27 protein-coding genes and 1 tRNA gene are annotated in these 24,363 nt (G+C 69.2%); 24 read left to right on the top strand and 4 right to left on the bottom strand.

Annotated features, from left to right (window positions below):
• The first annotated feature begins 133 nt into the window (after positions 1 to 133).
• The 3 genes from cysT to ACFV9G_RS25930 are packed head-to-tail and all read left to right on the top strand — an operon-like array spanning position 134 to position 2,739.
• Complete coding sequence (gene cysT, locus ACFV9G_RS25920) at positions 134 to 913, top strand: sulfate ABC transporter permease subunit CysT (protein WP_378731512.1); 780 nt, start codon at positions 134 to 136, stop codon at positions 911 to 913.
• Complete coding sequence (locus ACFV9G_RS25925; protein WP_378731457.1) at positions 906 to 1,748, top strand: sulfate ABC transporter permease; 843 nt, start codon at positions 906 to 908, stop codon at positions 1,746 to 1,748. Before cysT ends, ACFV9G_RS25925 begins: the two co-directional genes overlap by 8 nt.
• 13 nt (positions 1,749 to 1,761) lie before the next feature.
• Positions 1,762 to 2,739 carry a sulfate/molybdate ABC transporter ATP-binding protein gene (locus ACFV9G_RS25930; RefSeq protein ID WP_378731459.1) on the top strand — a complete coding sequence of 326 codons (978 nt, stop codon included), beginning with the start codon at positions 1,762 to 1,764 and terminating at the stop codon, positions 2,737 to 2,739.
• A 130-nt stretch (positions 2,740 to 2,869) separates the two neighbouring features.
• Here the strand turns inward: ACFV9G_RS25930 and ACFV9G_RS25935 are convergent, their stop codons facing one another.
• Genes ACFV9G_RS25935 through ACFV9G_RS25945 form a run of 3 tightly spaced genes read right to left on the bottom strand, consistent with a single transcriptional unit; the run spans position 2,870 to position 4,358 of the window.
• A complete protein-coding gene (locus ACFV9G_RS25935; protein ID WP_045549074.1) occupies positions 2,870 to 3,328 on the bottom strand; it encodes an Rrf2 family transcriptional regulator in 459 nt (152 codons plus the stop codon).
• Positions 3,329 to 3,367: 39 nt separating this feature from the next.
• Positions 3,368 to 3,862 (bottom strand): SRPBCC domain-containing protein, encoded by a 495-nt coding sequence (locus tag ACFV9G_RS25940; RefSeq protein WP_378731461.1) that lies wholly within the window; start codon positions 3,860 to 3,862, stop codon positions 3,368 to 3,370.
• Positions 3,863 to 3,866: 4 nt separating this feature from the next.
• A complete protein-coding gene (locus tag ACFV9G_RS25945; RefSeq protein ID WP_378731463.1) occupies positions 3,867 to 4,358 on the bottom strand; it encodes a YajQ family cyclic di-GMP-binding protein in 492 nt (163 codons plus the stop codon).
• A gap of 152 nt (positions 4,359 to 4,510) precedes the next feature.
• Here ACFV9G_RS25945 and ACFV9G_RS25950 point away from each other — a divergent pair.
• From ACFV9G_RS25950 to ACFV9G_RS26015, 14 genes are all read left to right on the top strand, one after another.
• Positions 4,511 to 4,592 (top strand) — tRNA-Tyr (locus tag ACFV9G_RS25950).
• 505 nt (positions 4,593 to 5,097) lie between these two features.
• Positions 5,098 to 5,634, top strand: coding sequence for a DNA-binding response regulator (locus tag ACFV9G_RS25955; RefSeq protein ID WP_378731465.1), 537 nt, complete (start codon positions 5,098 to 5,100; stop codon positions 5,632 to 5,634).
• A gap of 142 nt (positions 5,635 to 5,776) precedes the next feature.
• On the top strand, positions 5,777 to 6,106 hold the full coding sequence (locus ACFV9G_RS25960) for a nucleoside triphosphate pyrophosphohydrolase family protein (protein ID WP_378731467.1): 330 nt from the start codon (positions 5,777 to 5,779) through the stop codon (positions 6,104 to 6,106).
• A 45-nt stretch (positions 6,107 to 6,151) separates the two neighbouring features.
• Positions 6,152 to 6,565, top strand: a complete 414-nt coding sequence (locus ACFV9G_RS25965) for a PPOX class F420-dependent oxidoreductase (protein ID WP_378731469.1) — start codon at positions 6,152 to 6,154, stop codon at positions 6,563 to 6,565.
• Between the two features lie 113 nt (positions 6,566 to 6,678).
• Positions 6,679 to 7,938 (top strand): ABC transporter substrate-binding protein, encoded by a 1,260-nt coding sequence (locus ACFV9G_RS25970; RefSeq protein ID WP_378731472.1) that lies wholly within the window; start codon positions 6,679 to 6,681, stop codon positions 7,936 to 7,938.
• Positions 7,935 to 8,870 carry a carbohydrate ABC transporter permease gene (locus tag ACFV9G_RS25975; RefSeq protein WP_378731474.1) on the top strand — a complete coding sequence of 312 codons (936 nt, stop codon included), beginning with the start codon at positions 7,935 to 7,937 and terminating at the stop codon, positions 8,868 to 8,870. The genes ACFV9G_RS25970 and ACFV9G_RS25975 overlap by 4 nt, the downstream gene beginning before the upstream one ends.
• The gene (locus ACFV9G_RS25980; protein ID WP_378731476.1) at positions 8,867 to 9,697 is read left to right on the top strand and encodes a carbohydrate ABC transporter permease; all 831 of its coding nucleotides are present in this window, start codon (positions 8,867 to 8,869) and stop codon (positions 9,695 to 9,697) included. Before ACFV9G_RS25975 ends, ACFV9G_RS25980 begins: the two co-directional genes overlap by 4 nt.
• Positions 9,694 to 10,596, top strand: coding sequence for a dihydrodipicolinate synthase family protein (locus tag ACFV9G_RS25985; protein WP_378731478.1), 903 nt, complete (start codon positions 9,694 to 9,696; stop codon positions 10,594 to 10,596). The genes ACFV9G_RS25980 and ACFV9G_RS25985 overlap by 4 nt, the downstream gene beginning before the upstream one ends.
• A complete protein-coding gene (locus ACFV9G_RS25990) occupies positions 10,593 to 11,279 on the top strand; it encodes a FadR/GntR family transcriptional regulator (RefSeq protein ID WP_378731480.1) in 687 nt (228 codons plus the stop codon). The genes ACFV9G_RS25985 and ACFV9G_RS25990 overlap by 4 nt, the downstream gene beginning before the upstream one ends.
• 104 nt (positions 11,280 to 11,383) lie before the next feature.
• A complete protein-coding gene (locus tag ACFV9G_RS25995) occupies positions 11,384 to 12,598 on the top strand; it encodes an exo-alpha-sialidase (RefSeq protein ID WP_378731483.1) in 1,215 nt (404 codons plus the stop codon).
• Complete coding sequence (locus ACFV9G_RS26000) at positions 12,595 to 13,806, top strand: galactose oxidase (RefSeq protein WP_378731485.1); 1,212 nt, start codon at positions 12,595 to 12,597, stop codon at positions 13,804 to 13,806. The genes ACFV9G_RS25995 and ACFV9G_RS26000 overlap by 4 nt, the downstream gene beginning before the upstream one ends.
• On the top strand, positions 13,803 to 14,765 hold the full coding sequence (locus tag ACFV9G_RS26005) for a dihydrodipicolinate synthase family protein (RefSeq protein WP_378731487.1): 963 nt from the start codon (positions 13,803 to 13,805) through the stop codon (positions 14,763 to 14,765). The genes ACFV9G_RS26000 and ACFV9G_RS26005 overlap by 4 nt, the downstream gene beginning before the upstream one ends.
• A 2-nt stretch (positions 14,766 to 14,767) precedes the next feature.
• A complete protein-coding gene (locus ACFV9G_RS26010; protein WP_378731490.1) occupies positions 14,768 to 15,988 on the top strand; it encodes an AGE family epimerase/isomerase in 1,221 nt (406 codons plus the stop codon).
• A gap of 30 nt (positions 15,989 to 16,018) precedes the next feature.
• Entirely contained in the window at positions 16,019 to 16,396 is a 378-nt protein-coding gene (locus ACFV9G_RS26015) for a VOC family protein (RefSeq protein WP_378731492.1), read from the top strand.
• Positions 16,397 to 16,412: 16 nt separating this feature from the next.
• On the opposite strand, the gene ACFV9G_RS26020 is transcribed toward ACFV9G_RS26015, so the two are convergent.
• Entirely contained in the window at positions 16,413 to 17,180 is a 768-nt protein-coding gene (locus tag ACFV9G_RS26020; protein ID WP_378731495.1) for an IclR family transcriptional regulator, read from the bottom strand.
• A 165-nt stretch (positions 17,181 to 17,345) separates the two neighbouring features.
• Between ACFV9G_RS26020 and aceB the strand changes: the two genes are divergently transcribed.
• The 7 genes from aceB (at position 17,346) to ACFV9G_RS26055 (ending at position 23,960) form a co-directional block, all read left to right on the top strand.
• A complete protein-coding gene (aceB, locus tag ACFV9G_RS26025) occupies positions 17,346 to 18,935 on the top strand; it encodes a malate synthase A (protein WP_378731498.1) in 1,590 nt (529 codons plus the stop codon).
• Positions 18,932 to 20,158 (top strand): DUF6986 family protein, encoded by a 1,227-nt coding sequence (locus ACFV9G_RS26030; protein ID WP_378731500.1) that lies wholly within the window; start codon positions 18,932 to 18,934, stop codon positions 20,156 to 20,158. Before aceB ends, ACFV9G_RS26030 begins: the two co-directional genes overlap by 4 nt.
• Before the next feature lie 41 nt (positions 20,159 to 20,199).
• Positions 20,200 to 20,667 carry a helix-turn-helix domain-containing protein gene (locus ACFV9G_RS26035; protein WP_378731502.1) on the top strand — a complete coding sequence of 156 codons (468 nt, stop codon included), beginning with the start codon at positions 20,200 to 20,202 and terminating at the stop codon, positions 20,665 to 20,667.
• 103 nt (positions 20,668 to 20,770) lie between these two features.
• Positions 20,771 to 21,277, top strand: a complete 507-nt coding sequence (gene uraD, locus ACFV9G_RS26040; protein WP_378731504.1) for a 2-oxo-4-hydroxy-4-carboxy-5-ureidoimidazoline decarboxylase — start codon at positions 20,771 to 20,773, stop codon at positions 21,275 to 21,277.
• The gene (gene uraH, locus ACFV9G_RS26045; protein WP_378731506.1) at positions 21,274 to 21,630 is read left to right on the top strand and encodes a hydroxyisourate hydrolase; all 357 of its coding nucleotides are present in this window, start codon (positions 21,274 to 21,276) and stop codon (positions 21,628 to 21,630) included. Before uraD ends, uraH begins: the two co-directional genes overlap by 4 nt.
• A gap of 1 nt (position 21,631) precedes the next feature.
• Entirely contained in the window at positions 21,632 to 22,537 is a 906-nt protein-coding gene (pucL, locus tag ACFV9G_RS26050; protein ID WP_378731508.1) for a factor-independent urate hydroxylase, read from the top strand.
• A 10-nt stretch (positions 22,538 to 22,547) separates the two neighbouring features.
• Positions 22,548 to 23,960, top strand: coding sequence for a nucleobase:cation symporter-2 family protein (locus ACFV9G_RS26055; protein WP_378731510.1), 1,413 nt, complete (start codon positions 22,548 to 22,550; stop codon positions 23,958 to 23,960).
• Positions 23,961 to 24,363: the final 403 nt, after the last annotated feature.

Genomic DNA, 24,363 nt, shown 5'->3' on the forward strand with positions numbered 1-24,363 from the left:
CCTATAAAACCCCCACACCACCAAATTCTTTTTCACACTGGTTTGGGGGGTTTGTTTTTTTTTTAAACTCCCCCCCACAAAACCCCCCCCCCGGGCCGGCGGGGCTCCCCCCCCCCCCCCCCCGGCCACCACTCTGACAAGGACCAGCGGCATCGGGCTCGGCATCACGATGCTCTGGTTCAGCCTGCTCGTCCTCATCCCGCTGGTGGCGGTGATCATCACCGCCTCCAGCGGCGGCTGGTCCGCCTTCGCCGACCAGCTCACCAACGAGCAGACCGCCTCGGCGATCTTGCTGACGATCCGCGCGGCCATCGTGGTCACCCTGATCAACGTCGTCATCGGCACCGTCATCGCCTGGGTCCTGGTCCGTGACAAGTTCTGGGGCAAGGGCTTCCTCGAGGTGATCATCGACATCCCGTTCGCACTGCCGACGATCGTCGCCGGCCTCGTGCTGCTCTCCCTCTACGGCGCCGAGTCACCCCTCGGCCTGCACTGGGCGAACACGTCGACGTCGGTCTACCTCGCCCTCGCCTTCGTGACGCTGCCCTTCGTCGTACGCATGGTGCAGCCCGTCCTCGAGGAGCTGGACGCCGACGTGGAAGAGGCCGCGGCCTCTCTGGGTGCCTCCCGGTTCACCACGTTCTGGCGGATCATCCTGCCCTCGCTGGCCCCTGCCATCGCGGCGGGCGCGGCGCTCTCCTTCGCGCGCGGGATGGGGGAGTACGGCTCCCTGGTCCTGCTCTCGGGCAACCTCCCGTTCAAGTCCGAGGTCGCCTCGGTGCGGATCCTGTCCGCGATCGAGAACGACAACCCGGAGGGCGCGGCCGCGATCGCGGCGATGCTGCTGGCCGTCTCGCTGGCCGTCATCGTCGTCCTCGACCTGGTCCAGAGGAGGATGGTCCGCCGTGGCTGAGACCCGTCGTGCTCCGCGCACCCCGCTGACGTACGTCCTCCGCGTCGTGGTCATCGCCTACCTCGGGCTGCTGGTGGCCTGGCCGGTCGTCCTGGTCGCCTGGAACGCCTTCCACGTGCCCGATGTCGGGTTCACGACCGAGGCGTTCACCGAGATCTTCAACGACCCGCAGATGATGCACGCGATCCAGCTGACCTGCGTGGCTGCGGTGGTCGCGACGCTGATCAACCTGCTCTTCGGCGTCACGATCTCGCTGCTGCTGGTGCGTACCGAGTTTCCGGGCAAGCGCCTCCTCAGCGCGATGATCGACCTGCCGTTGTCGGTCTCGCCGATCGTCGTGGGCCTGGCGCTCGTGCTGGTCTACGGTGGCCGCGACGGCTGGTTCGGGCCGACGCTCGAGTCGGCCGGGATCCAGATCATCTTCTCGACGCCCGGCATCATCATGGCGACCGCGTTCGTGTCGCTCCCGCTGGTGATCCGTGAGGTCATCCCGGTGCTGGAGGAGATCGGCACGGAGCAGGAGCAGGCCGCCGCGTCGCTCGGCGCAGGCAGCTGGCAGACCTTCTGGCGGATCACGCTCCCGGGCATCAAGTGGGCCGTCATCTACGGCGTCGTGCTCACCCTGGCCCGCTCGCTGGGCGAGTTCGGCGCGGTCAAGGTCGTCTCCGGCAACGTGCTCGGCCAGACCCGCACCGCCACCCTCGCGGTCGAGGAGAAGTACCTCAACTTCGACCAGCAGGGCGCGTACGCCGTCGCCTTCCTCCTGGCCAGCGTCTCGGTCATCTGCATCCTCATCGTCTTCGTGCTGCGCGCCCGCGGTGCGCGCGTGCGGTGAAAGGACACATCCCATGAGCATCGAAGTAAGTGGTGTCAACAAGCGTTACGGCGACTTCGTGGCGCTGGAGGACATCAACCTGACCATCCCGACCGGGCAGCTGACTGCGTTGTTGGGGCCTTCGGGCGGCGGCAAGACCACACTGCTGCGGGTCATCGCCGGGCTGGAGACCCCGGACACCGGCACGATCAGCATCGAGGGCGTCGAGGCGACCTCGCTGCCGGTCCAGAAGCGCAACGTCGGCTTCGTCTTCCAGCACTACGCCGCGTTCAAGCACCTCTCGGTGGCCAAGAACGTCGCCTTCGGGCTGGAGATCCGCAAGCGTCCCAAGGCCGAGGTCGCCAAGAAGGTCGGGGAGCTGCTCGAGCTCGTCCACCTCTCGCAGTTCGCCAACCGCCTGCCCTCGCAGCTGTCCGGCGGTCAGCGACAGCGGATGGCGCTGGCGCGGGCCCTGGCGATCGAGCCGTCCGTGCTGCTGCTCGACGAGCCCTTCGGGGCCCTGGACGCGAAGGTACGCAAGGAGCTGCGTGACTGGCTGCGACGGCTCCACGACGAGGTGCACGTGACCACCGTCTTCGTGACCCACGACCAGGAGGAGGCTCTCGAGGTCGCCGACGAGATCGTGGTCGTCAACCAGGGCGGCATCGAGCAGATCGGCACTCCCGAGCAGCTCTACGACGAGCCCGCCAACGATTTCGTGATGTCGTTCCTCGGCGACGTGACCACCCTGGGCGGTTCCTTGATCCGGCCCCATGACGTCGAGGTCACCCCGTCCCCGATCTCCGAGCACTCGCTCGAGGGCACCGTCTCGCGCGTCCTGCGGATCGGGTTCGAGGTGCGCCTCACGGTTCTCACCGACGACGGCGAGGTCGTGACCGCCGAGCTGACGCGTACGCATGCCCGGGCTCTGCGGCTCGAGGAGGGCGCCAACGTGTTCGTCACGCCGACGCCTGGTGCGTACACGATGCCGGCGCCTTCGCCGGCGGCGTAGGGGCCGTTCCTTCATCAAGGTATGCAGCCGAAGGCCCACATCCCCAGCGGAGTTCCGCGCGGGATGTGGGCCTTTCTCTGCATACCCTTCGACAGGCTCAGGACACCGCCTTGCAGGAGGAACCGACCGCTCAGTGAGGCAGCCACGCCTCGTCGCGCGCGGTGCGGGTGGTGACCTCGTCGGGCAGCTCGCGGGAGGCGAGGTCGGCGATGGAGACCTTCTCGAAGACCTCGCGCAGCGAGTCGCGGGCGGCGATCCACACATGCTGGAGGACGTCGGCGCGCTCGTTGTAGGTGACGCCCTCCGGACGCAGTCCGTAGACCGAGACCAGCGGACCGTCGACGGCGCGGATCACATCGGCGACGGACACGTCCGACGCCTTGCGGGCCAGGCGCCAACCGCCGGACTGGCCGCGCTGTGAGATGACGACGCCGGCCTTGCGGAGGTCGGCGAGGATCGCCTGCAGGAACCCGTGGGGGATCTCCTGGGCGCGGCCGAGCTCCTCGGCGCTGACAGCTTTTCCGTCCTCGCGCGCGGCCATCTCGATGAGGGCGCGGAGGGCGTAGTCGGACTTGGCAGATACTCGCACGACCACATTCTTGCAGATGAATGCAGAATTTCGCTCAATCTAGTGGTCAAGTCCACTTTCATTCACGAGCGTCTCGGCCCGCGCCTTGAGAGCCGCGGCGTGCCGCCGGAAGCCCTCGGTGACCCGCCCCGGACCGGCCAGTCCCACCAGCGGACCCGAGAACTCCTCGACCGTCTCGTAGCGCGTCGGCCCGCCGGATCGCTGGGTCAGCCGCTGGTGACGTACGCCGCGGACCAGGCCCAGCCGCGCCGGCCAGCCCTCATAGACATAGGCCAGGTACGCAGCCCCGACCCCGTCCTCACCGACCACCGGTGCGTCGAGCGCCGAGATCCGCTCCGGTGAGCGCGCGCGGCCACCGTTCGCCCAGGTCACATGCAGGATGATCGGATTCCCCGCGGCCGCCGGCTGCGCGGTCTCGGCGCGAACGACGAACGGGTTCCACGCGGCGTACGACTCCGTCTCGACCATCACCCGCCACACCACCTCGATCGGAGCATCGATCTCGACCGAGGCTCGCGGGTGCTCGTAGGCCACGAGGTCAGCGGTAGTTGATGAACTGCACCGCGAAGTCGTAGTCCTGGCCCTTGACCAGCGAGATCACGGTCTGCAGGTCGTCGCGCTTCTTGGAGGAGACGCGGAGCTCGTCGCCCTGGATCTGCGCCTTGACGCCCTTGGGGCCCTCGTCGCGGATCAGCTTGGAGATCTTCTTGGCGTCCTCGGAGGAGATGCCCTCCTTGAGCGTGATCGAGATCTTCGACAGCTGCCCCGACTGGCGCGGCTCGCCGGCGTCGAGGATCTTCAGCGACTGCTTGCGCTTGATCAGCTTGTCCTGGAAGACCGAGAGCACCGCGCTGGCGCGGTCGTCGGCGGAGGCGGAGATCTCGATCCCCTGCTCACCGCTCCACTCGATGGTCGCGTTGGTCCCCTTGAAGTCGAACCGGGTCGAGACCTCCCGCGCGGTCTGGCTCAGCGCGTTGTCGACCTCCTGGCGGTCGATCTTGCTCACGATGTCGAACGACGAGTCGGCCATGACTCTCTCCTCTGGATTTCTGACCAGGACGGTGGCCCCGGGAACGTACCTGACTCACCCTAGGACCTTGTCCCGTTTTCGTACGCCGCCAGCCCCTGCGCTATTGTCTATTGCTGTCGCGATCCCCTTCACGGGGGCCCGTGCGCAACCCAGGCAGATTGCCCGAGCGGCCAATGGGAGCGGACTGTAAATCCGTCGGCTTTGCCTTCGAAGGTTCGAATCCTTCATCTGCCACGCCTGGGAGAACACCCCGGTGACCAGCGGAAACGCTGGCCACCGGGGTGTTTCGCTTGTCCGGCTGTGTCCAGCTGTGGCTCCCTGTGGTCGGGCGGTGGAGGACGGCGCGGGCCTTGAGTTCAAGCAAGGTTGGCCAGACCCCGCCGCACAAGCGCATCAGCTGGCCGGCGGCGGCGAACGGCCTTCCTGCGAGCGGCTGATGTGGCCCAAGAACCACAGGGACGAGTGGGAGGCGTGGGTGATGTACGCCTCGACCTACTCCACCGGCCTGGCCTGAAGACCCGCGTCACGCAGTCGTGGGTCAACGCTGCGCACGTACGCGATCCGCTTATCAGTTCACGACGACGCAGATGAAGGACAGTCCGGACGCGGATTCTGCAGGTCCCGGTTCGCCTATCTTTTCCCACTCGGTTCTGAGAGGCTCGGGCTTGTGGCAGAGGCCGGGGTGGTACGCGTAGCGGTGGTCAGCCCACAGGATGTCATCAGGCGAGGACTCGCCGAGATGCTCCAGGACTATCCCGATCGCGTGGCTGTGTCCGCAGCTCCATTCGCCAGCAGCCTCGAGGGTGAGGTGGATGTGATCGTGTATGACACTTTCGGCCTGTTCCTTCGAGACGGGGCCGAGCTGGCCGAGCTGTACGAGGCGAATGCGAAGGTGCTGGTCTTCAGTCGAGACCTGCGCCCCGACCTACGGGCCCAGGCCTTCAAGATAGGCGCCAGAGCCTGGATCTCGATGAGCGCACATGCTGCCGAACTCGTGCACAGCATCGAGCTCACTGCCGCAGGCAAGCTGATCAGGGAGCCCCAACGCGAGCTGCAGGGCACAGCGGGAGAGCTGACCGCCCGAGAGATCGAGGTCCTCGGACTGATCGCCCAGGGGTTGTCCAACCAGGACATCGCGGAGAACCTTGCCATGAGCGGGAACACGCTCAAGAGCCACATCCGGCGGGCCTACAAAAAGATCGAGGTCACCACTCGAAGCCAGGCAGTCAGCTGGGCCATTGCACACGGTCTTAACTCCCGGAAAGCGCCACGCTAGGCCTCTTTGAGCCGCGTATCTGGACGGCCCTGTCGGTGCGGTGTAGGTCGAAAGCCACGCCATACGTCCCGGAGTCCTCGGGGATCAGTTGCCACCGTCTCGCTCCGAAGGCGAGTCGAGAGGCGCGCGATAGGTTCCGGTCATGGATATGAACGCCTACCAGCAGGCAGCGCTGCGCACCGCGGCGTCGAAGGGCACCCCCAACGAGGTGTTCCACCTGCTGCTGGGGCTGGTTGGGGAGACGGGTGAGATCGCCGAGAAGGCGAAGAAGATCATTCGGGATCACGACAGCGACTTCGCGCAGTGGGACCTCGATGATCTCGCCAAGGAGCTCGGCGACACACTGTGGTACCTGGCGGTCCTTGCTGACCACTTCGGGCTTCCGCTCGCGGACGTTGCCGAGCTCAACATCAATAAGCTCGCCGATCGTCAGCAGCGTGACGCCATCGGTGGCAGCGGCGACAACCGCTGACCCACCGTTGGGACCAGCCCAGCCCCGGTTCACCAAGGAGCACCCATGACAGTCGACGCAACTCCGTCCGCCGCGGACAACGATGAGTTCTGGCGGGAGCGGCGGGTCTGCTTCCTGGCGACCAGCCGGCCGGATGGGAGTCCGCATCTCGTCCCGGTGGGGGTGACGTTCGATCCGCAAGCCGGAATCGCGCGGGTCATCTGCAGCGCGGGGAGCAAGAAGGCCCGCAACGTACGCGCGGCCGACTCCGGCGCGAGGGTGGCGGTGAGCCAGGTCGACGGGCGGCGCTGGTGCACGCTGGAGGGCACCGCGGTCGTCAAGGACGACGACGAGTCGGTGGCCGAGGCCGAGCGGCGGTACGCCGAGCGCTACAAGCGGCCCCGGCCCAACCCCGAGCGCGTGGTCATCGAGATCACCGTGACCCGAGTGATGGGCAACGTACGTCCGTCGGGGTGGTGAGCGGTCGCCGGGCATGAGGACATGCTCTGGCGCACGGCCAGAAGAGCTCTTGCGAGTTATCAGATATCTGACTACTGTGATCGGCCTCACATCCCCACACCTCGGAGGACGTCATGATCCGAACTCGCACGCACGTCGGCCGCCGCATCACCATCGGCGGTCTCGTCCCCGTGCTGGCCATCTCGCTCTCGGCTTGTGGCGCGCTGGGCGGCGAGTCCGAGTCGAGCGCCTCGGACGGAACGGTCACGGTCTGGCAGTACTACGGCGATGAGCAGATGCCGACCGGCAAGCCGCTCTACGACGCCCTCGAGGCGTACGACGCTGAGAACGACGATGTGAAGGTGAAGATCCGGTTCATTCCCTTCGAGGACTTCAACCGGACCCTGCAACAGGGTGCGGCCGCGGGGGAGGGCCCCGACGTCGCCCTGATCAACGCCTTCGACACCCAGCAGATGGCCGACGCGGGCGTGATCGAGGACATCAGCGACCAGGTCGAGGAGTGGGGTGAGCAGGACGCCTACTACTCCACGAGCTGGGAGACCACGCAGGTCGACGGCAAGACGTACGGCATCCCGCACGTCGCGGACGACTACGCGCTCTACTACAACAAGGACGTCTTCGAGGCGGCCGGACTGCGGCCTCCCGCGACCTGGGACGAGATGGAGAGCACCGCCGCGACCTTGGCCACGAACGTCAAGTACGGCCTGGCCGTCTCCGGGCGCGAGGGCGCCGAAGGCGCGACCGGGATCCTGCTCCGCCAGCTCGCTGCCGGCGGCGACCTCGCGACGTTCGGCGACGGGACCGGCGCCGCGGCGCTGGAGTCCTTCAACCGGATGGTCGACAACGGCGGGCTCTCGAAGGGGTTCCTGACCTGGCTCGAGGACGACGCCAAGACCCAGTTCGCGGGCGGCAACGCCGCGATGATGATCAACTCGGCGACGTACGTGAACATCCTGCGTGACGAAGTGCCGGACCTGAACTGGGGCGTGGCACCGCTGCCGAAGGACAAGGCATCGAAGAGCTTCCTGTCTGCCGAGAACCTCACCATCGGCGCCGGCACCGGCGATCCGGACGCTGCCTGGGATCTCATCGCCCACCTGCAGGAGCAGTCGGTGCTGGAGGAGTACCTCCCGGCCCGCAACAAGCTGCCTGCCCGCGACGACGTTCCCAAGGCCGTCGAGGACCCGATCCGCAAGACATTCGCCGACCAGCTCGAGGGCGCCTGGGCGCCCGAGGGAGACGTCGCGACGCACTCCAACGAGTCGCTGACCGCGATCCAGGAGGCTCTGCAGGCCACCGTCAGCGGCAGCAGCAGCCCGGCCGACGCGGCGACGGCGGCGCAGGCCAAGATCGACGGCGCACTCGGGTCGTGAGCTCTTTCGCTCGACCGGTGCCGGCAGCGCGGACAGTGGTCCGCACGGGCCGCGGACGGCCGAACGTCGCGCCGTACCTCTTCCTCGCCCCGGCGGTCGTCTTCGTCATCCTCACCGTCGTCTACCCACTGATCTACAACATCCTGCAGAGCTTCTTCGACGTCGGCCTGCGTGAGGTCGTCCGGGGCGGCGCCTCCTGGGTCGGGCTCGACAACTACCGAGACCAGCTCGGACGCTCCGAGTTCTGGCACGCCGTCGTCGTCTCGCTGGTCTACTCCATCGGCACGGTGGCGATCGCGTTCGCGGTCGGGCTGGGCCTGGCGCTGCTGTTCCATCGTGAGTTCCGCGGCCGCAACGTCCTGCGTGCGCTGCTCCTGCTGGCCTGGATCCTGCCCACGGTGGTCAGCGCCAACGTCTGGCGCTGGCTGCTCGATGGCAGCTATGGGCTGCTCAACGCAGCGCTTAGCGGCCTGGGACTGCTCGATCGCGACCTGTTCTGGCTCGGCGAGCCGAACCCCGCGCTGCTGGCGGTGACCGTGGCGACGGCCTGGAGCTTCGCGCCGTTCGCGATGATCCTGCTGGCCGCCGGGCTCCAAGGCATCTCGCCGACCTACTACGAGGCTGCCCGCATCGACGGTGCCTCCGCATGGCAGCAGTTCCATTCGCTGACCTTCCCGCTGCTGCGGCCGGTCAGCCTGACTGTCACGCTGCTGATCTTCATCTTCACCTTCAAGACCTTCGACACGATCTTCCTGATGACCGGCGGAGGGCCCGGCAACGCCACCGAGACGCTGCCGGTCTACGCCTACAACGAGGCTTTCGAGTTCTCCCGGTTCGACACCGCGGCGGTGGCAACCACGGTGCTGATGGTCATCTCCATCGCGCTCGCGCTGGTCTACTTCCGTGCCCTGCGGAACGAGGAGGGCGCATGACCACCGTCTCCCGGCGCCGGCTGCTGGTGTTCGCAGCCGTGTTCATCACGGCCGTCTACCTGATCCCCGTCTACTGGATGCTCAACACCTCCTTCAAGGGCGCGGAGGACATCTTCTCGACGCCGCCGGACCTGCTTCCGCTGCCCCCGACCACCGGGTCGTACGCGGGTGCGGTCTTCTCTGACGGGGACATCGCCCGCGGGCTCCTGAACAGCGGCATCATCGCGGTCGGCACGACCATCGTCACGCTGCTGGTCGCACTGCCGGCGGCGTACGCCTTGGCCAGGCTGAGAGTGCGCTTCGTCTCCGCGTTCCTGATGCTCTTCCTGGCCGTGCAGATGGTGCCATCGGTCAACTTGGCGCTGCCGATGTTCGTGCTCTTCAGCGGCGCCGGACTCGTTAACAGCTATGCCGGCCTCATCATCGCCAACTGCTCGCTGGCCGTGCCGCTGGCGATCACCATCCTGCGGCCCTACTTCCTCGCCATCCCCGAGGAGATCGTCGAGGCCGCCAAGATCGACGGCTGCAACGAGCTCACCGCGTTCTGGCGGGTGGCCGTCCCGGTCAGCACGCCAGGCATCATCACGGTCGGGGCGGTGAGCTTCCTGCAGGCCTGGGGCGAGTTCGTCTTCGGTCTCGCCCTGGCCCCCGACGAGAGGTTCCAGCCGGTCACGGTCGTGCTCGCCGGCATCACCAACGCATTCGGAACCAAGTGGAACGACCTGATGGCGGTGTCCGCGATCATCGCGCTGCCCGTCATCGTCCTGTTCATCTTCCTCCAGCGCTACATCGTGGCTGGACTGACCGAAGGAGCGACGAAGAGTTGAGTCGATTGGAAATCTGGGCGGCGACACCGACGCCCTTCGACCAGGACGGCCGTCTCGATCTCTCGGTCGTCGAGGCGCAGGCCGAGCACCTGCGCGGAGCCGGGGTGTTCGGCGCGTTCGTGGTCGGCACCACCGGTGAGTACCCGTCCCTGACCACCGAGGAGCGGCGTACGCTTCTGGAGGCCTGGGCAGCCGTCCGGCCCGAGGGGTTCGGGCTCGCCGCGCAGGTCGGATCCAACGACCTCGCCCAGGCGGCCGAGCTGGCGGCGCACGCCACCGACCACGGTGTCGACTTCGTGGCTGCGACCGCCCCGTTCTACGGCGAGGCGCCGCGAGTCGAGCTGGTCGTCGACCACCTCGCCCGGATCGCGGCGGCCGCCGGGGAGACCCCGATGTGCTACTACCACATCCCGAGCATGACCGGCTCGACCCATCTGCCGGCCGATGTCGCCACCGCCGCCCGGGAGCGGATCCCCACCCTCACCGGGGTGAAGTTCACCGACGAGGACCTCATCGAGTGCGACCGCACCCGTGCAGCCGGGGTCCGGGTCTACTTCGGCCGCGACGAGCTCCTCCCCGCCGGCCTGGCGATCGGCGTGGATGCCGTGATCGGCAGTCTCTACAACGGGCTCGCGCCGATCGCGCACCGGGTCGTCGAGGCGTACGACGCGGGAGAGCCTGAGCGTGCCTACGAGCTGCACCGGCCCTTCCGTGAGATCGCGGCCGTCGCCGGCCGTCACGGAGGGCTCGGCTTCGTCAAGGAGCTGATGAACCGGCTCGGCCCGGACGCGGGCGCGCCGCGTACGCCGTGGGGTCCACTGGACGCGGCGGGCATCGCCGAGGCGGAGGCTCTCGCCGCCCGGCTGCGGGTCGCCGTCGAGCAGGCCGGTCAGTCGTGAAGCACGGGTCCATCTATCGCGAGGCCCAGACCCGGCTGCGCGACTTCATCCGAGAGCACGGTCTGCGGCCCGGCGACCGGCTTCCGCCCGAGGCCGCGCTGGCCGCCGAGCTCGAGGTCAGCCGGCTCTCCCTGCGGGAAGCATCGCGGAGCCTGCAGACCCTCGGCGTGATCGAGGCCCGGCCCGGCAACGGGCTCTACGTCGCCACGTTCTCCTTCCGGCCGGTGATCGAGCAGCTGCCCTACGGGCTGGCCGAGCCGGGCGCCTCGCTGGAGGAGCTCCTGACCGCTCGCGAGGCCATGGAGGCCGGGCTGATGCCGGCCGTGTGCCGGCTGCGCGACGAGGAGGAGGAAGCGCTGTCCCGGTGTGCAGACCTGGCCACCGAGATGAGCGAGCGGGAGCAGCGCGGCGAGAGCTTCGTCGATGTTGATCGGGAGTTCCACCTCTCGCTCTACCAGACCCTCGGCAACCCGTTGGTCGAGAACCTGATCGAGCTGTTCTGGGAGCTCTTCGTCCGGGTCGGCGACGCCATCCCGGGAAGTCCCGAGCGTAACCGCGGCGAGGCTCACCTCGCGATCGTGCGGGCTCTGCAGGCGGGGGACGCCGATCTCGCCACGGCCCGGATGTTCGAGCACTTCGACGACGTACGCGTCCGGGCGCGGCTGCTGCAGGAACGCGCCTGAGCCACGGAAGACCATCAGGACCAGCGTCATCCAACGAAACGACACGACAACGACACGACAACGACACGACAGCGTCATCGACGTCGAGAGAGAAGGAACGCACCATGAGGAACCTCCATCGCGCAGCCGTGGTCGCCGCAGCGGCGACCATGGCCACCCCGCTGCTCGTCAGCGCGGACACCGCCCGGGCCGGCACCCCCACAGCCGACCAGGGCTCGTCCCGCTGCACCGGATCGGTCCCCTACGTCTCCGGTGAGGGCGGCTATGCCGTCTACCGCATCCCAGCGGTCGTCCGAGCCGCCGACGGAGCGATCATCGCCTTCGCCGAAGCGCGCGAGTCCAGGTCCGACGCGGGCTCGATCGACCTCGTTCGGCGCCGGTCGGTCGATGGCGGCTGCACATGGGGACGGCAGGCGGTCGTCGCCGACCAGGCCGAGAACACCATCGGAAACCCTGCGCCCGTGGTCGACCCCAGCACCGGGGACCTGGTCCTGCTCAGCACTCGCAACGCCGGCACCGCCAGCGAGGCCGAGATCCTGCGCGGCGAGGTGCCGGCGGAGGACAGCCGGCGAGTGTTCGTGCAGCGCAGCACCGACGACGGGCGTACGTTCTCGCCCCTCGAGGAGATCACGGCCACCACGAAGCTCCCGGACTGGCGCTGGTACGCCACCGGTCCGGGCCACGCGGTGGCCGTGATCGGCGGCGAGCATGACGGGCGGCTCGTGGTCCCGGCCAACCACTCGAGCGCGCCGCCGACAGGTTCGGCCGACACCGGCGCGGAGGCCAAGTACTACGGCGCGCACAGTCTGCTCAGCGACGACGGTGGTCGCACCTGGCGGATCGGCTTCGACGACAGCACCTTCGAAGGCGAGCTCAACACCAACGAGTCGATCGCCACCCAGCTGCGCGACGGCAGCCTCTACTTCAACACCCGGGACCAGAACGGGAGCTCGCCGGCCACCCGTGCCGACGCCGTCTCCGTCGACGGGGGTGAGTCGCTGGTGACGCCGTACGCCGCCGAGCCCGGCTTGGTGGGCCCGGTCGTCCAGGGCAGCGTGCTCCAGGTGCGCGGCGGCGACTGGCCGCTGGTGTACTCCGGTCCGAGCGACCCGACCCGGCGTGCCGCGATGGCCCTGCGGGTCTCCGAAGACGCTGGCGACACCTGGGAGAACCGCCTCACCGTGTCGACCGACCCGGCTGCATACTCCGACCTGGTGCAGCTCCCCGGTCGGCAGCTCGGGCTCCTCTACGAGACCGGCACGAGCGGCGCCAACGAGACCATCACGTTCCGCCGGATCCCGGTCGGTGAGCTGCGATGACCACGCGCCGCGCGCTGCTCGCCGGGGCTGCCGGAGCCGCCGGTGCCGCCGGACTGGGCTTGACCTCCCTGCCCCGTGCCGCGGCCGCACCCGTGGGAGGTGTCGGCCGTCCCGGCGCCGGCGCCGCCGACTGGGAGCGTCTGCCTGATCTACCGCCCAACCGCACGGACTGGGCGGAGGAGATACCGGTAGGGGAGGCGTACTGGCGCCAGCTCGGCCTCGCCGGGCCGGTCGCCGGCGCCCACGGCGATCACCTGATCGTCGCGGGCGGAGCCAACTTCCCCGAGCCGGGCCGCACCGCTGGGCGCGACCCGGTGCTGGGCAAGGTCTACTGGAACGACGCGTTCGTGCTGCACCGGTCCGGCGGCGCCTACACCTGGCTCGATCTGTCGCTGACCCTGCCCGACGCGGTCGGGTACGCCGCGTGCCTGAGCACGCCGCGAGGCGTCCTGGTGATCGGTGGCGAAGGGTTCCGTGGTGGACCGAACGGCGCCGCACGAGCCGCCGTGGAGAAGTTCGCCGACGTCTACCTCCTCCGCTTCGACCCGGTGGCAGAGGCGCTCGTACGCGAGGACCTGCCGTCCCTGCCGCGACCGCTCTCCTACGGCGCCGCCGCGATGGTCGGCACGACCGCGTACGTCGCCGAGGGTGCGTCCTTCTACGCGCTGGACCTCGCCGACCCGGACACCGGCTGGCGGACGCTGCCGACCTGGCCGGGCGGGCCGCGGACCGTCGCGGTCGCGGCCTCCGACGGTCGCCGGTTCCACATGATCTCAGGGCGCCACCAGCAGTCGGACGGCTCGTGGACGCTACACACCGACGCGTACTCCTTCGACCCCGGCGACGGCAGCTGGTCCCGCCTCGCCGACCTGCCCCGGTGCGTCATGGCCGGGGTCGGGATCGGTGACCGCCGCGGCATCACGGTGTACGCCGGTGACGGCGACGCCGAACGGTGGGACCTCATCCAGGAGCACACCGCGGCCGGGAACGTCGACGTGGTGTCCTGGCTCCAGGACCACCACACCGGGTTCGACACCGATGTGCTCCGCTACGACCTGCGGACCGGCCGATGGTCGGCGGTCGACCGGTTCCCCGGGTCTGCACAGGTGACGACGCCCGCGGTGGAGTGGGATGGCGACCTCGTCATCGCGAGCGGGGAGGTCCGGCCAGGGGTGCGCACTCCCGCGATCTGGCGGGTGCGCCGATGACCCTCACGGCGGCGACCCTGCAGGGAGTGTGGGGTCCGGTGCTGCTGCCGCTCCGGGCCGACGACGACATCGACCTGACGCGGCTCGAGGCCCAGATCCGTACGCTGGCGGCGTCCCCGCTGCACGGCGTCTACGCGCACGGGACGGCGGGTGAGCTGCACCTGCTGCTGGACGACGAGGCCGACCGGGTGAGCCGGATGCTCGCGACCGCGTGCGCGGAGGCGGGCAAGCCCTTCCAGCTCGGTGCCAGCCATCCCGTCCCGCAGGTCACGCTGGAGCGGATCGCTCGCACCCGCGACCTGGGGCCGGCGGCATACCAGATCGCACTGCCGGACTGGCTCCCGCTCACCGACGACGAATGCGTCGCCTTCGTGACCAGGGTCGCCGCGGCCGCCGCGCCGATCCCGCTCGTCCTCTACAACCCCGGCGCCGCCACCACGACGCTCACGCCGCAGCTCCTCGGCCGGCTCCTCGACGAGACGCCGTCGCTGATCGGCGTCAAGGTGCCCGGCGGTGACGACGCGTGGTGGGACGAGCTGCGTACGCTCGCAGTGCTCGAGCGCTGCGCGGTGTTCGTCCCCGGTCACCGGCTCGCATCGGGCTTGGCCCGCGGTGCAGCCGGCAGTTACTCCAACATCGCGGGGCTCTCCCCGGCGGGCGCCGTGCGCTGGTATGACCTGATGACCGCCGACCCGGCCCTGGCCGGTGACCTCGAGCGCCGGATCGACGAATGGTTCACCCGGCACATCGTCCCACTCCAAGCCACGGGCGTCTCCGACCCGGCGCTCGACAAGCTGCTCGCGGCCGTCGGCGGCTGGGCCGACATCGGTCTGCGGGTTCGCTGGCCCTACCGGTCGGCGCCCGACTCGGCGGTGGCCGCAGCCCGTGACGACGCCCGCTCCCAGCTGCCCGAGCTCTTCCCGGCCCTCCCCGCCGACACCACCCCGATGGGAGCTTGATCATGCCCCTGCCCGGTTCCCCGCCATGGCGCGAGCAGCAGCTCGACTCCGTGCTGAGGTTCGCGCGCCGCTCGGCGCTGCCCGACGGTGGCTTCGGGCGGCTCGACGCCGCCGGCGACGTCCAGACGGGGCGCGGGCTCGAGCTGTGGATCAACGCCCGGATGACGTACGTCTTCGCGATCGCCTCGATGCGCGACGGCACCGTCGACCCGCTGGCCGAGCATGGCGTCCGAGCGCTGCGGGACCTCTTCGCAGATCCCGAGCACGGCGGCTGGTTCGCCGCGGTGACCTCCGATCACCGGCCGGCCGAGACCCGCAAGGGCTGCTACGAGCACGCCTTCGTCGTGCTGGCCGCTTCGGCCGCCCGGCTCGCCGGAGTCGCGGGAACTGCCGAGCTGCTCGACGAGGCGCTCGCCGTCCACGAGCGGTGGTTCTGGGACGAGGGGGCCGGGCGATGCCGAGAAGCGTGGGACGCGGGGTGGACGACGGCCGAGGCGTATCGCGGGGTCAACAGCAATATGCACACCGTCGAGGCCTACCTGACCGCCTCCGACGCCACCGGTGACCCGCGCTGGCGCCATCGGGCGCTGCGCATCTGCGAGCAGGTCGTCGCCGGGGCCCGGGCCAACGACTGGCGCCTGCCCGAGCACTTCGACGCCGAGTGGCGGATCCTTCTCGACTACAACGCCGGTGCTCCGGCCGACCCGTTCCGGCCCTACGGCGCGACGCCGGGCCACGGGCTCGAGTGGTCGCGCCTCCTGGTCGGGCTCGACGGTGCGCTCGCCGACCCGCCCGCATGGCTGGTCGAGGCCGCTGCGGCGCTCTACACCCGAGCAGTACGCGACGGTTCCCTGGGCGACACGATCGTCTACACCACGGACTGGGAGGGCGAGCCGGTGACTCGTGAGCGCTTCCACTGGGTGATGGCAGAGGCGGTCGCGGCCGCCGACGCCCTAGCGCGGCGTACCGACGGTGCTGTCGGCGCGGCTGACTCGGCCCGGTGGTGGCGAGCGATCGAGAACCACTTCGTCGACCACGGGCACGGAAGCTGGCACCATGAGCTCGACGACACCCTGCGGGTCTCCGGCCGCACGTGGCCGGACAAGCCGGACGCCTACCACGCCGTCAACGCGCTGCTGCTCCCCGACGCTCCGCTTGCCCCTACGCTCGCCCGGACCCTCGCGGGGTCGTCCGGATCGGCACCTCCCTGGCAGCGCGACTAGAGTCGTCGAGAAGCGAGACAGGAGAATCCGATGAGCGTCGAGCTGAACCACACGATCGTGCACGCCTCCGACCGGGAGGCGACGGCGACCCACCTGACCGAGATCCTCGGGCTTCCCGAGGCCCAGGTCTTCGGGCCGTTCCGGATCGTCGAGCTCTCCAACCAGGTCAGCCTGGACGTGGTGGAGGACCAGGGCTTCCGGCCGCAGCACTATGCGTTCAAGGTGACCGAGGCCGAGTTCGACGAGATCTTCGGCCGGATCACCGAGCGCGGCATCACCTACTGGGCCGACCCGTTCCACCGTCGGGAGGGCGAGATCAACCACAACGACGGCGGCCGCGGGGTCTACTGGGAGAGTCCCGACGGGCACAACCTGGAGATCATCACGGTGCCGTACGGCGGCGGCTGATCCCCCTCCGCCGAGATCAGGCCAGGTCGGCGGCGAGCTGCTTGCCGGCCTCGGTGAGCAGCGGGACGGCGCGCTCGATGAGCTCGTCGCTCATCCGGCCGGTGGGCCCGCTGATCGACATCGCCAGGCGTGGGGCGTAGTCGGGGACGGCGACGGCCACGCAGCGTACGCCTGCTTCCTGCTCGCCCTCGTCGATGGCGTAGCGGCGCTCGCGGACCTGCTCGAGCTGGCCCAGGTAGTCGTCGCGCGAGGTGATCGTGGTCGAGGTGTAGGGGACCATGTCGGTGCGCCGGAGGATGTCGCGGACCTGCTCGGGAGCCATGTCGGCGAGGATCGCCTTGCCGACGGCGGTGCAGTGCGGGGACACCCGGCGGCCGACCTCGGTGAACATGCGCATCGACTGGCGCGACTCGGTGTGGGCGACGTAGACGATCTGGTCGCCGTCGAGCATCGCCAGGTTGGCCGACTCGCCGACCTCGTCGACGAGCCGGGCGAGGTGGGGGCGGGCCCAGGTGCTGAGCATGCGCGAGGAGCTCTCGCCGAGCCGGATCAGCTTCGGGCCGAGGACGTACTGCCGGTTGGCCTCCTGGCGGAGGTAGCCCAGGTCGACGAGGGTGCGGACCAGCCGGTGGATGGTCGGCAGCGGCAGGCCGGAAGCCGCGGCGAGCTGGGAGAGACCCATGGTCCCGCCGGCGTCGGCCATCGTCTCCAGCAGCGCGAAGGCCCGCTCGATCGACTGCACGGCCCCGGTGCGTGTCTTCGGCGCCTTCTCGTTCTCGCTCACCTGAACTCCTTTGTTCTTCCGGACTGTTCTTCCGGATGACGGAAGTCTAGCGTCGTCTAGAGGAAACCCGGCTGGTTGCGTCCCTCGTCTGGCCGGATTAATATCCGCAATGCGGAAAGAAGAATCCATTCAAAGGAAAACTGTAGCCCCAGGAGGGTGGAGCTCGTGAACATTCAGATCACCGGTGGCGACGTCGAGCGCGGAGCCGAGATCCTCACCCCGGAGGCCCTCGAGTTCGTCGCGGAGCTGCAGCGACGGTTCGGGTCCCGGCGTGACGAGCTGCTGGCTGCCCGCAGGACCCGCCGTGAGGAGGTCGCGCGCACCGGCCGGCTCGACTTCCTGCCGGAGACGGCCGACGTACGCGCCGGGGACTGGACCGTCGCGCCCGTGCCCGAGGATCTGCTCGACCGCCGTGTCGAGATCACCGGCCCGACCGACCGGAAGATGACGATCAACGCCCTCAACTCCGGTGCGCGGGTCTGGCTGGCCGACATGGAGGACGCCAGCACCCCGCACTGGAGCAACGTGGTCGGCGGCCAGGTGAACCTGCGCGACGCCATTCGGCGAGACATCTCGGCGACCTCCCCGCAGGGCAAGCTCTACGAGCTCAAGAAGAACCAGCGGCTGGCCACGATCGTCATGCGCCCCCGCGGTTGGCACTTCGACGACCAGCACATCCTGGTCGACGGCACGCCGGTCGTCGGCGCGCTGGTCGACTTCGGGCTCTACTTCTTCCACAACGCCCGCGAGCTCGTGGAGCGCGGGAGCGGGCCGTACTTCTATCTCCCCAAGATGGAGAGCCACCTCGAGGCGCGGCTGTGGAACGACGTGTTCACCTTCTCCCAGGAGGCGCTCGGGATCCCGCACGGCACCGTGCGCGCGACCGTCCTCATCGAGACGATCCCGGCCGCGTTCGAGATGGACGAGATCCTCTACGAGTTGCGCGACCATGCCTCGGGGCTCAACGCCGGCCGGTGGGACTACCTGTTCAGCCTGATCAAGTACTTCCGCGACGCCGGGCCCTCCTTCGTGCTCCCCGACCGCGCGACGGTGGGGATGACCTCGCCGTTCATGCGTGCGTACGCCCAGCTGCTGGTCAAGACCTGCCACCGCCGCAACGCCCACGCCATCGGCGGCATGGCCGCGTTCATCCCGAGCCGTCGCGACCAGGAGGTCAACGCGATCGCCTTCGCCAAGGTCCGCGAGGACAAGGAGCGCGAGGCCGGGGACGGCTTCGACGGCTCCTGGGTCGCCCACCCCGACCTGGTCCCGATCTGTCGCGACATCTTCGACGGTGTCCTCGGCGACCGACCGAACCAGGTCGACAGGCAGCGCGACGATGTCGTGGTGCGCGCCGAGGACCTGCTCGACGTCGCGTCCGCGGGCGGCGCGATCACCCTCGCCGGTCTGCGTGACAACGTCGAGGTCTCGCTGGTCTACCTCGACGCCTGGCTCCGCGGCTCCGGCGCTGTCGCCATCCACAACCTGATGGAGGACGCCGCCACGGTCGAGATCTCCCGCTCGCAGATCTGGCAGTGGGTGCACAACTCCTCGAAGCTCGATGACGGGACCCAGATCACCGCGGAGCTCGTACGCCAGGTCCTCGACGAGGAGATGGCGAAGCTGCTCGCGGCGGCCGAAGGGATCGAGCACCGCCTGGAGCAGGCCCGCACCATCTTCGAGGAGGTCGCGCTCGCCGACGACTACGTCGACTTCCTGACCCTGCCCGCCTATGCGCAGGTGGTGGGTGCATGAGCCATCTCGAGGATCTGGTCGCTCGGCTCGACCGGGCGCTCGCCGGCGCCGACGCGGCGCTGGCCGCGAGCTATCCGGGGGATCGCGGCGTGCGCCAGCCGGTGCACACGGTCTACGTGCCGGGCGACCGCTACGACGAGAAGACGGTGGCGCAGTGGTCCGCCGAGGCCGGTCGGGTGCTGGCTGAGCACGCGGCGTCGATGGCCGACGTGGACGCGGAGGTCCATGACCGGGTGCGGGCCAAGCTGGCCGCCGAACCCATCGAGGACCTCCGGATCGACTTCGAGGACGGCTACGGGAACCGGCCCGACGCGGACGAGGACGCTGCGGTCGTGGCGGCCGCCGCGGCGCTCGCCGCCACCGTCCACGACGGCTCCGCGCCGCCGTTCCATGGCATCCGGATCAAGTCCTTCGAGGCCCCGACGCGACACCGCGGGCTGCGTACGCTGGACCTGTTCCTGGGCTCGCTGGTGCGCGAGGGCGGGCTGGGTGAGGGATTCGTGATCACCCTGCCGAAGGTGACCTCGGTCGAGCAGGTGACCGCCATGGTCACCGCGCTGGACGCGCTCGAGGCCGCCCATGGGATCGAGGCCGGGAGCCTGAGGTTCGAGATCCAGGTCGAGACGCCGCAGGCGATCCTCGGCTCCGACGGCACCGCGCTGATCGCGCGGATGATCGCCGCTGGGTCGGGACGGGTCACAGGTCTGCACTACGGGACCTACGACTACTCCGCCTCGCTCGGGGTCGCGGCGGCGTTCCAGAGCATGGAGCACCCGGTCGCCGATCATGCCAAGGACGTGATGCAGGTGGCGGCCGCCGGCACCGGCGTGTTCGTCTCGGACGGCTCGACCAACGTGCTTCCGGTCGGGGACCCCGATGCGGTGCGGGCGGCGTGGCGGCTCCACTCGCGTCTGGTGAGCCGGTCGCTGGCCCGTGGGATCTACCAGGGGTGGGACCTACATCCGGCCCAGCTGCCCAGCCGCTACCTCGCGACCTATGCGTTCTTCCGGGACGGGCTCGACGTCGCCTCGGCCCGGCTGCGGGCGTACGTCCATGGCGGCGACTCCAGCTATCTCGACGAGCCCGCCACCGCTGCCGCGCTCGCCGCGTTCGTGCTGCGCGGGGTGGAGTGCGGGGCGGTCGCGGTCGACGAGGTCCAGCGGCTCGCTGGGATCGACCTGGCCAAGCTGGCCGAGCTCGCGCGGCGGCGGATCGCCGCCTGAGCCTGACGATCGCGTGGCGGCGGGCTGGGTAGCCTGCCGCCATGCGCGTCGAAGCCGAGTTCACGACCGAACCGTTCCATGGCGAGGGTGAGCCGCCCGAGCACGCGACGGCGGCGCTCGAGGCCGCCCGCGAGGCCGGTCTGGAGTGCGACTTCGGGCCGCTCGGCACCTCGGTGCGCGGCGAGCGGGAGGCGGTGCTGGCGACCCTGGCCGCGGTGGTTGCCGCGGGTCTCGACCATGGTGCCGATCAGATCACCTTCCAGGTGCGCGTCGAAGGACACAGTGCGCCGCGGCGTACGGCCAACGGGTTGGAGGGGCTCCTCGCCGAGGTCGCGGAGGAGCTCGGTGGCGACCTGCGGACGCTGGATCGGCAGGGCAAGCAGCGCGCGGTGCGGCTGCTCGAGGAGCGCGGTGCCTTCGACTACCGCAAGAGCGCCGAGATCGTGGCCGGCGCGCTCGGGGTCACCCGGTTCACGGTCTACAACTACCTGAACCGCGAACGCGAGTAGCCCTCCAAGGCGTTTTCAACAAACTGTTGACTGTGATGAGCGACACATGCAATCGTTGTTGCTGTACGGAAATTAGTTTCCGCATAGCGAGAGAGAACGGTTCATGGATCTCCAGAGCTTCAACACCTCACCGGCGGACGTCGTACGCCCCGTGCTGCAGGCCTGCTGCGACGCTCCGAGCTGGGTCGCCACCGTCCTGGCCGGCCGTCCCTACGCCGACGAGGCCCACGTCGTCCGCGCTGCCGACCAGGCCGCCCGCCGGTTCACCGCGGCCGACATCGACCAGGCGCTGGCCGCTCACCCGCGGATCGGGGAGCGCGCCGAGGGCGAGCACGCCGAGGCCGCCTGGTCGCGGCGCGAGCAGGCCGCGGTCGGCACCGACCAGGCCACGGCGCGGGCACTCGCCGAGGGCAACCGGGCCTACGAGGAGCGCTTCGGCCGGGTCTTCCTGATCTGCGCCTCAGGTCTCTCGGCCGACCAGGTCCTGGCCTCGCTCCGCGACCGGCTCGGTCACGAGCGTGACGAGGAGGCGGGCGTGGTCGCCGACGAGCTGCGTCGCATCGCGCTGCTCCGCCTCGAGCGGGTCCTGGACGCCGAGGTCTCGGCATGAGCGGGCTGAGCACCAGCGCCATCACCACCCACGTGCTCGACACCGCGCTCGGCCGCCCGGCCGCCGGTGTCCCGGTCCGGCTCAGCCGGATCGATCCTCACGACACCAACCAGTCCGTCGTCCTCGCCGACGCCATCACCGACGACGACGGCCGGGTGGCCGACCTGGGACCCGATCAGGTCCCGGCCGGCACCTATCAGCTCCGGTTCGGCACCGCCGCCTACTACGCGGCGACCGGTCAGGAGTGCTTCTACCCGCAGGTCTCCGTCACCTTCGCGGTCACCGACCGGCGGCACCACCACGTGCCACTGCTGCTGAGCCCGTTCGCCTACTCCACCTACCGAGGGAGCTGACATGCCCATCCACCTTGGAACCAACCAGTACGGCAAGGCCGAGAACCGCGTCGTACGTATCTACCGCGACACTCCTCGTCACCAGATCCGGGACCTCAACGTCTCGACCTCGCTGCGCGGCCGCTTCGACGACGCCCACACCAGCGGCGACCAGAATGACGTGCTGCCGACCGACACCCAGAAGAACACCGTCTTCGCCTACGCGAAGAAGATCGGGGTGGCCTCGATCGAGGAGTTCGCGCTCGCCCTCGCCGACCGCTACCTCGAGGCCTGCCCGGCCGCCGAGGGTGCCCGGGTCGAGATCGACGAGTACGCCTGGGACCGGATCGAGGTCGACGGTGCCGGTCACGACCACTCCTTCGTCCGCTCGGGTGGCGGCGTACGGACGACCGTGGTGAACGTGGACGGGCGTGGGTCCGACCGGGTGGCGCACGTCGTCTCCGGCATCAAGGACCTGGTCGTGCTCAAGTCGACCGGGTCGGAGTTCCACGGCTTCCTCAAGGACGAATACACGACCCTGCAGGAGACCAACGACCGGATCCTGGCGACCTCGCTCGTCGCTCGCTGGCGCTATGACGGCACGGATGTCGACTGGGACAAGTCGTTCGACTCCATCCGTGCACTGCTGCTGCAGCGGTTCGCGGAGATCCACAGCCTCGCGCTGCAGCAGACCCTGAACGGGATGGGCACCTCGGTGCTCGAGCAGCACGGTGACGTCGCCGAGATCAAGTTCTCCGCTCCCAACAAGCACCACTTCCTCGCCGACCTCTCGCCCTTCGGCCTGGACAATCCCGGCGAGGTCTTCTTCGCCGCGGACCGGCCCTACGGCCTGATCGAGGCCTCGGTCGTACGCGACGAGGCCCCTGACGCCGGCAACGCCTGGCACGCCATCCCCGGATTCTGCTGAGGGCCGGGCCATGTTCGGTCGCAGGAGACAGGAAACCGCATCCGGCCCGACCCGACCTGAGGACGAGCGGCATCCACCCGGTCAGCTCCTCGCCTACGGCACGCAGCACATCCTGACGATGTACGGCGGCGTGATCGCGCCGCCGCTCATCGTCGGGGGTGCCGCGGGCCTCTCCGGCACGGACCTGGCGCTGCTGGTGACCGCGGGACTCTTCGTATCCGGCCTCGCGACGCTGCTGCAGACGCTCGGCCTCGGCCCCTTCGGCAGCCGGCTGCCGATCGTGCAGGGCATCTCGTTCGCCAGCGTGTCGACGATGGTCACCATCGCCAGCGAGGACGGGCTCCGCCCCGTCTTCGGCGCGATCATCGTCGCCGGGCTGATCGGGCTGGTCCTGTCCTCGTTCTTCGCCCAGTTGGTCCGGCTCTTCCCGGCCGTCGTCACCGGCACGATCATCACGGTCATCGGCCTCTCGCTGATGCCGGTGGCGTTCCGGTGGGCGATGGGCAACGACGCTTCGGCGCCGGACTACGGCTCGATGACCAACATCGCGTACGCCGGGCTGACGCTGCTCATCATCCTGGTGATCAGCCGGGTGTTCCAGGGTGCGATCTCACGGCTCTCGATCCTCATCGGGCTCGTCGCCGGGACCGTGATCGCGACGATCGCAGGGCAGGCCGACTTCTCCTCGGTGGGCAAGGCCGACCTGGTCGCGCTGCCGCCCCTGCTGCACTTCGGCAGCCCGACCTTCGAGGTCGGCGCGATCGTCTCGATGACGATCGTGGTTCTGGTGATCATGACCGAGACGACCGCCGACATCCTGGCGATCGGCGAGATCGTGGAGACCGACGTCGACGCTCGACGTGTCGCTCGTGGCCTCCGCGCCGATATGGCCGCGACGACGGTTGCGCCCTTCTTCGGAACGTTCCCGTGCAGCGCGTTCGCGCAGAACGTCGGACTGGTCGCCCTGACCGGCATCCGGAGCCGGTACGTCGTGGCCACCGGTGGCCTCGTCCTGTTGTTGCTCGGACTGCTGCCGGTGGTCGGCGCGGTCGTCGCCGCGATCCCTTATCCGGTGCTCGGTGGCGCCGGAATCGTGCTCTTCGGCTCGGTCGCGGCATCCGGGATCCGCACGCTGTCCCGGGTCGACTACGAGGACAACCTCAACATGGTCATCGTCTCCGTCGCGATCGCCGTCGGCATCCTGCCCATCGCGGCACCGACCTTCTGGGACGCCTTCCCGGAGTGGCTCGGCGTCATCATGCACAGCGGCATCAGCGCCACCGCCCTGGTCGCCGTCGTGCTCAACCTGCTGTTCAACGAGATCACCGTCGGCAACCGCTCCGGCGCCTCCGTCTTCGCCGCCTCGCAGGACAGTCGCGAGGGCTTCGGCGACCGGCTCGACGACGACATCGAGCGTTCCTGACAGCCGAGACGGCACTCCCGTCGGTCGAGTGGGCACGATGCTGCCCGCTCGACCGACGTACGTGACGTCGCGGCCGACGGGGGTGACGCCTCGTCGGAGTTCTGCCGAGTCGGCCCGTCCTTACCTGGAATCTCGCCGAGTCGGCTCGTTATGACGAGCCGACTCGGCCTGGTTTTGGGTCAGGATGCGCCGAGTCGAGCTTGTCCACGACTGCCGAGGCGTCACTTGCGACGGCCGAGGTGGCATCGGATTGACCACTCGGCCGACGTCCGTGCCGTCTCGGCCGACGTACGTGACGTCTCGGCCGGCGGGGGTGACGCCTCGTCGGAGTTCTGCCGAGTCGGCCCGTCCTTACCTGGAATCTCGCCGAGTCGGCTCGTTATGACGAGCCGACTCGGCCTGG

It is taken from the genome of Nocardioides sp. NPDC059952 (assembly GCF_042730435.1).
Taxonomy (GTDB): Bacteria; Actinomycetota; Actinomycetes; order Propionibacteriales; family Nocardioidaceae; genus Nocardioides.

Coding starts and splice junctions, on each gene's coding strand:
- ACFV9G_RS26030 (WP_378731500.1), top strand. CDS start 18,932: ATGAGCCATCTCGAGGATCTGGTCGCTCGGCTCGACCGGGCGCTCGCC.
- ACFV9G_RS26055 (WP_378731510.1), top strand. CDS start 22,548: ATGTTCGGTCGCAGGAGACAGGAAACCGCATCCGGCCCGACCCGACCT.
- uraD (WP_378731504.1), top strand. CDS start 20,771: ATGGATCTCCAGAGCTTCAACACCTCACCGGCGGACGTCGTACGCCCC.
- ACFV9G_RS25960 (WP_378731467.1), top strand. CDS start 5,777: ATGGATATGAACGCCTACCAGCAGGCAGCGCTGCGCACCGCGGCGTCG.
- ACFV9G_RS25995 (WP_378731483.1), top strand. CDS start 11,384: ATGAGGAACCTCCATCGCGCAGCCGTGGTCGCCGCAGCGGCGACCATG.
- ACFV9G_RS26035 (WP_378731502.1), top strand. CDS start 20,200: ATGCGCGTCGAAGCCGAGTTCACGACCGAACCGTTCCATGGCGAGGGT.
- uraH (WP_378731506.1), top strand. CDS start 21,274: ATGAGCGGGCTGAGCACCAGCGCCATCACCACCCACGTGCTCGACACC.
- ACFV9G_RS25965 (WP_378731469.1), top strand. CDS start 6,152: ATGACAGTCGACGCAACTCCGTCCGCCGCGGACAACGATGAGTTCTGG.
- ACFV9G_RS26015 (WP_378731492.1), top strand. CDS start 16,019: ATGAGCGTCGAGCTGAACCACACGATCGTGCACGCCTCCGACCGGGAG.
- ACFV9G_RS25970 (WP_378731472.1), top strand. CDS start 6,679: ATGATCCGAACTCGCACGCACGTCGGCCGCCGCATCACCATCGGCGGT.
- ACFV9G_RS26010 (WP_378731490.1), top strand. CDS start 14,768: ATGCCCCTGCCCGGTTCCCCGCCATGGCGCGAGCAGCAGCTCGACTCC.
- ACFV9G_RS25930 (WP_378731459.1), top strand. CDS start 1,762: ATGAGCATCGAAGTAAGTGGTGTCAACAAGCGTTACGGCGACTTCGTG.
- pucL (WP_378731508.1), top strand. CDS start 21,632: ATGCCCATCCACCTTGGAACCAACCAGTACGGCAAGGCCGAGAACCGC.
- ACFV9G_RS26005 (WP_378731487.1), top strand. CDS start 13,803: ATGACCCTCACGGCGGCGACCCTGCAGGGAGTGTGGGGTCCGGTGCTG.
- ACFV9G_RS25980 (WP_378731476.1), top strand. CDS start 8,867: ATGACCACCGTCTCCCGGCGCCGGCTGCTGGTGTTCGCAGCCGTGTTC.
- ACFV9G_RS25945 (WP_378731463.1), bottom strand. CDS start 4,358: ATGGCCGACTCGTCGTTCGACATCGTGAGCAAGATCGACCGCCAGGAG.
- ACFV9G_RS26000 (WP_378731485.1), top strand. CDS start 12,595: ATGACCACGCGCCGCGCGCTGCTCGCCGGGGCTGCCGGAGCCGCCGGT.
- ACFV9G_RS25955 (WP_378731465.1), top strand. CDS start 5,098: ATGCTCCAGGACTATCCCGATCGCGTGGCTGTGTCCGCAGCTCCATTC.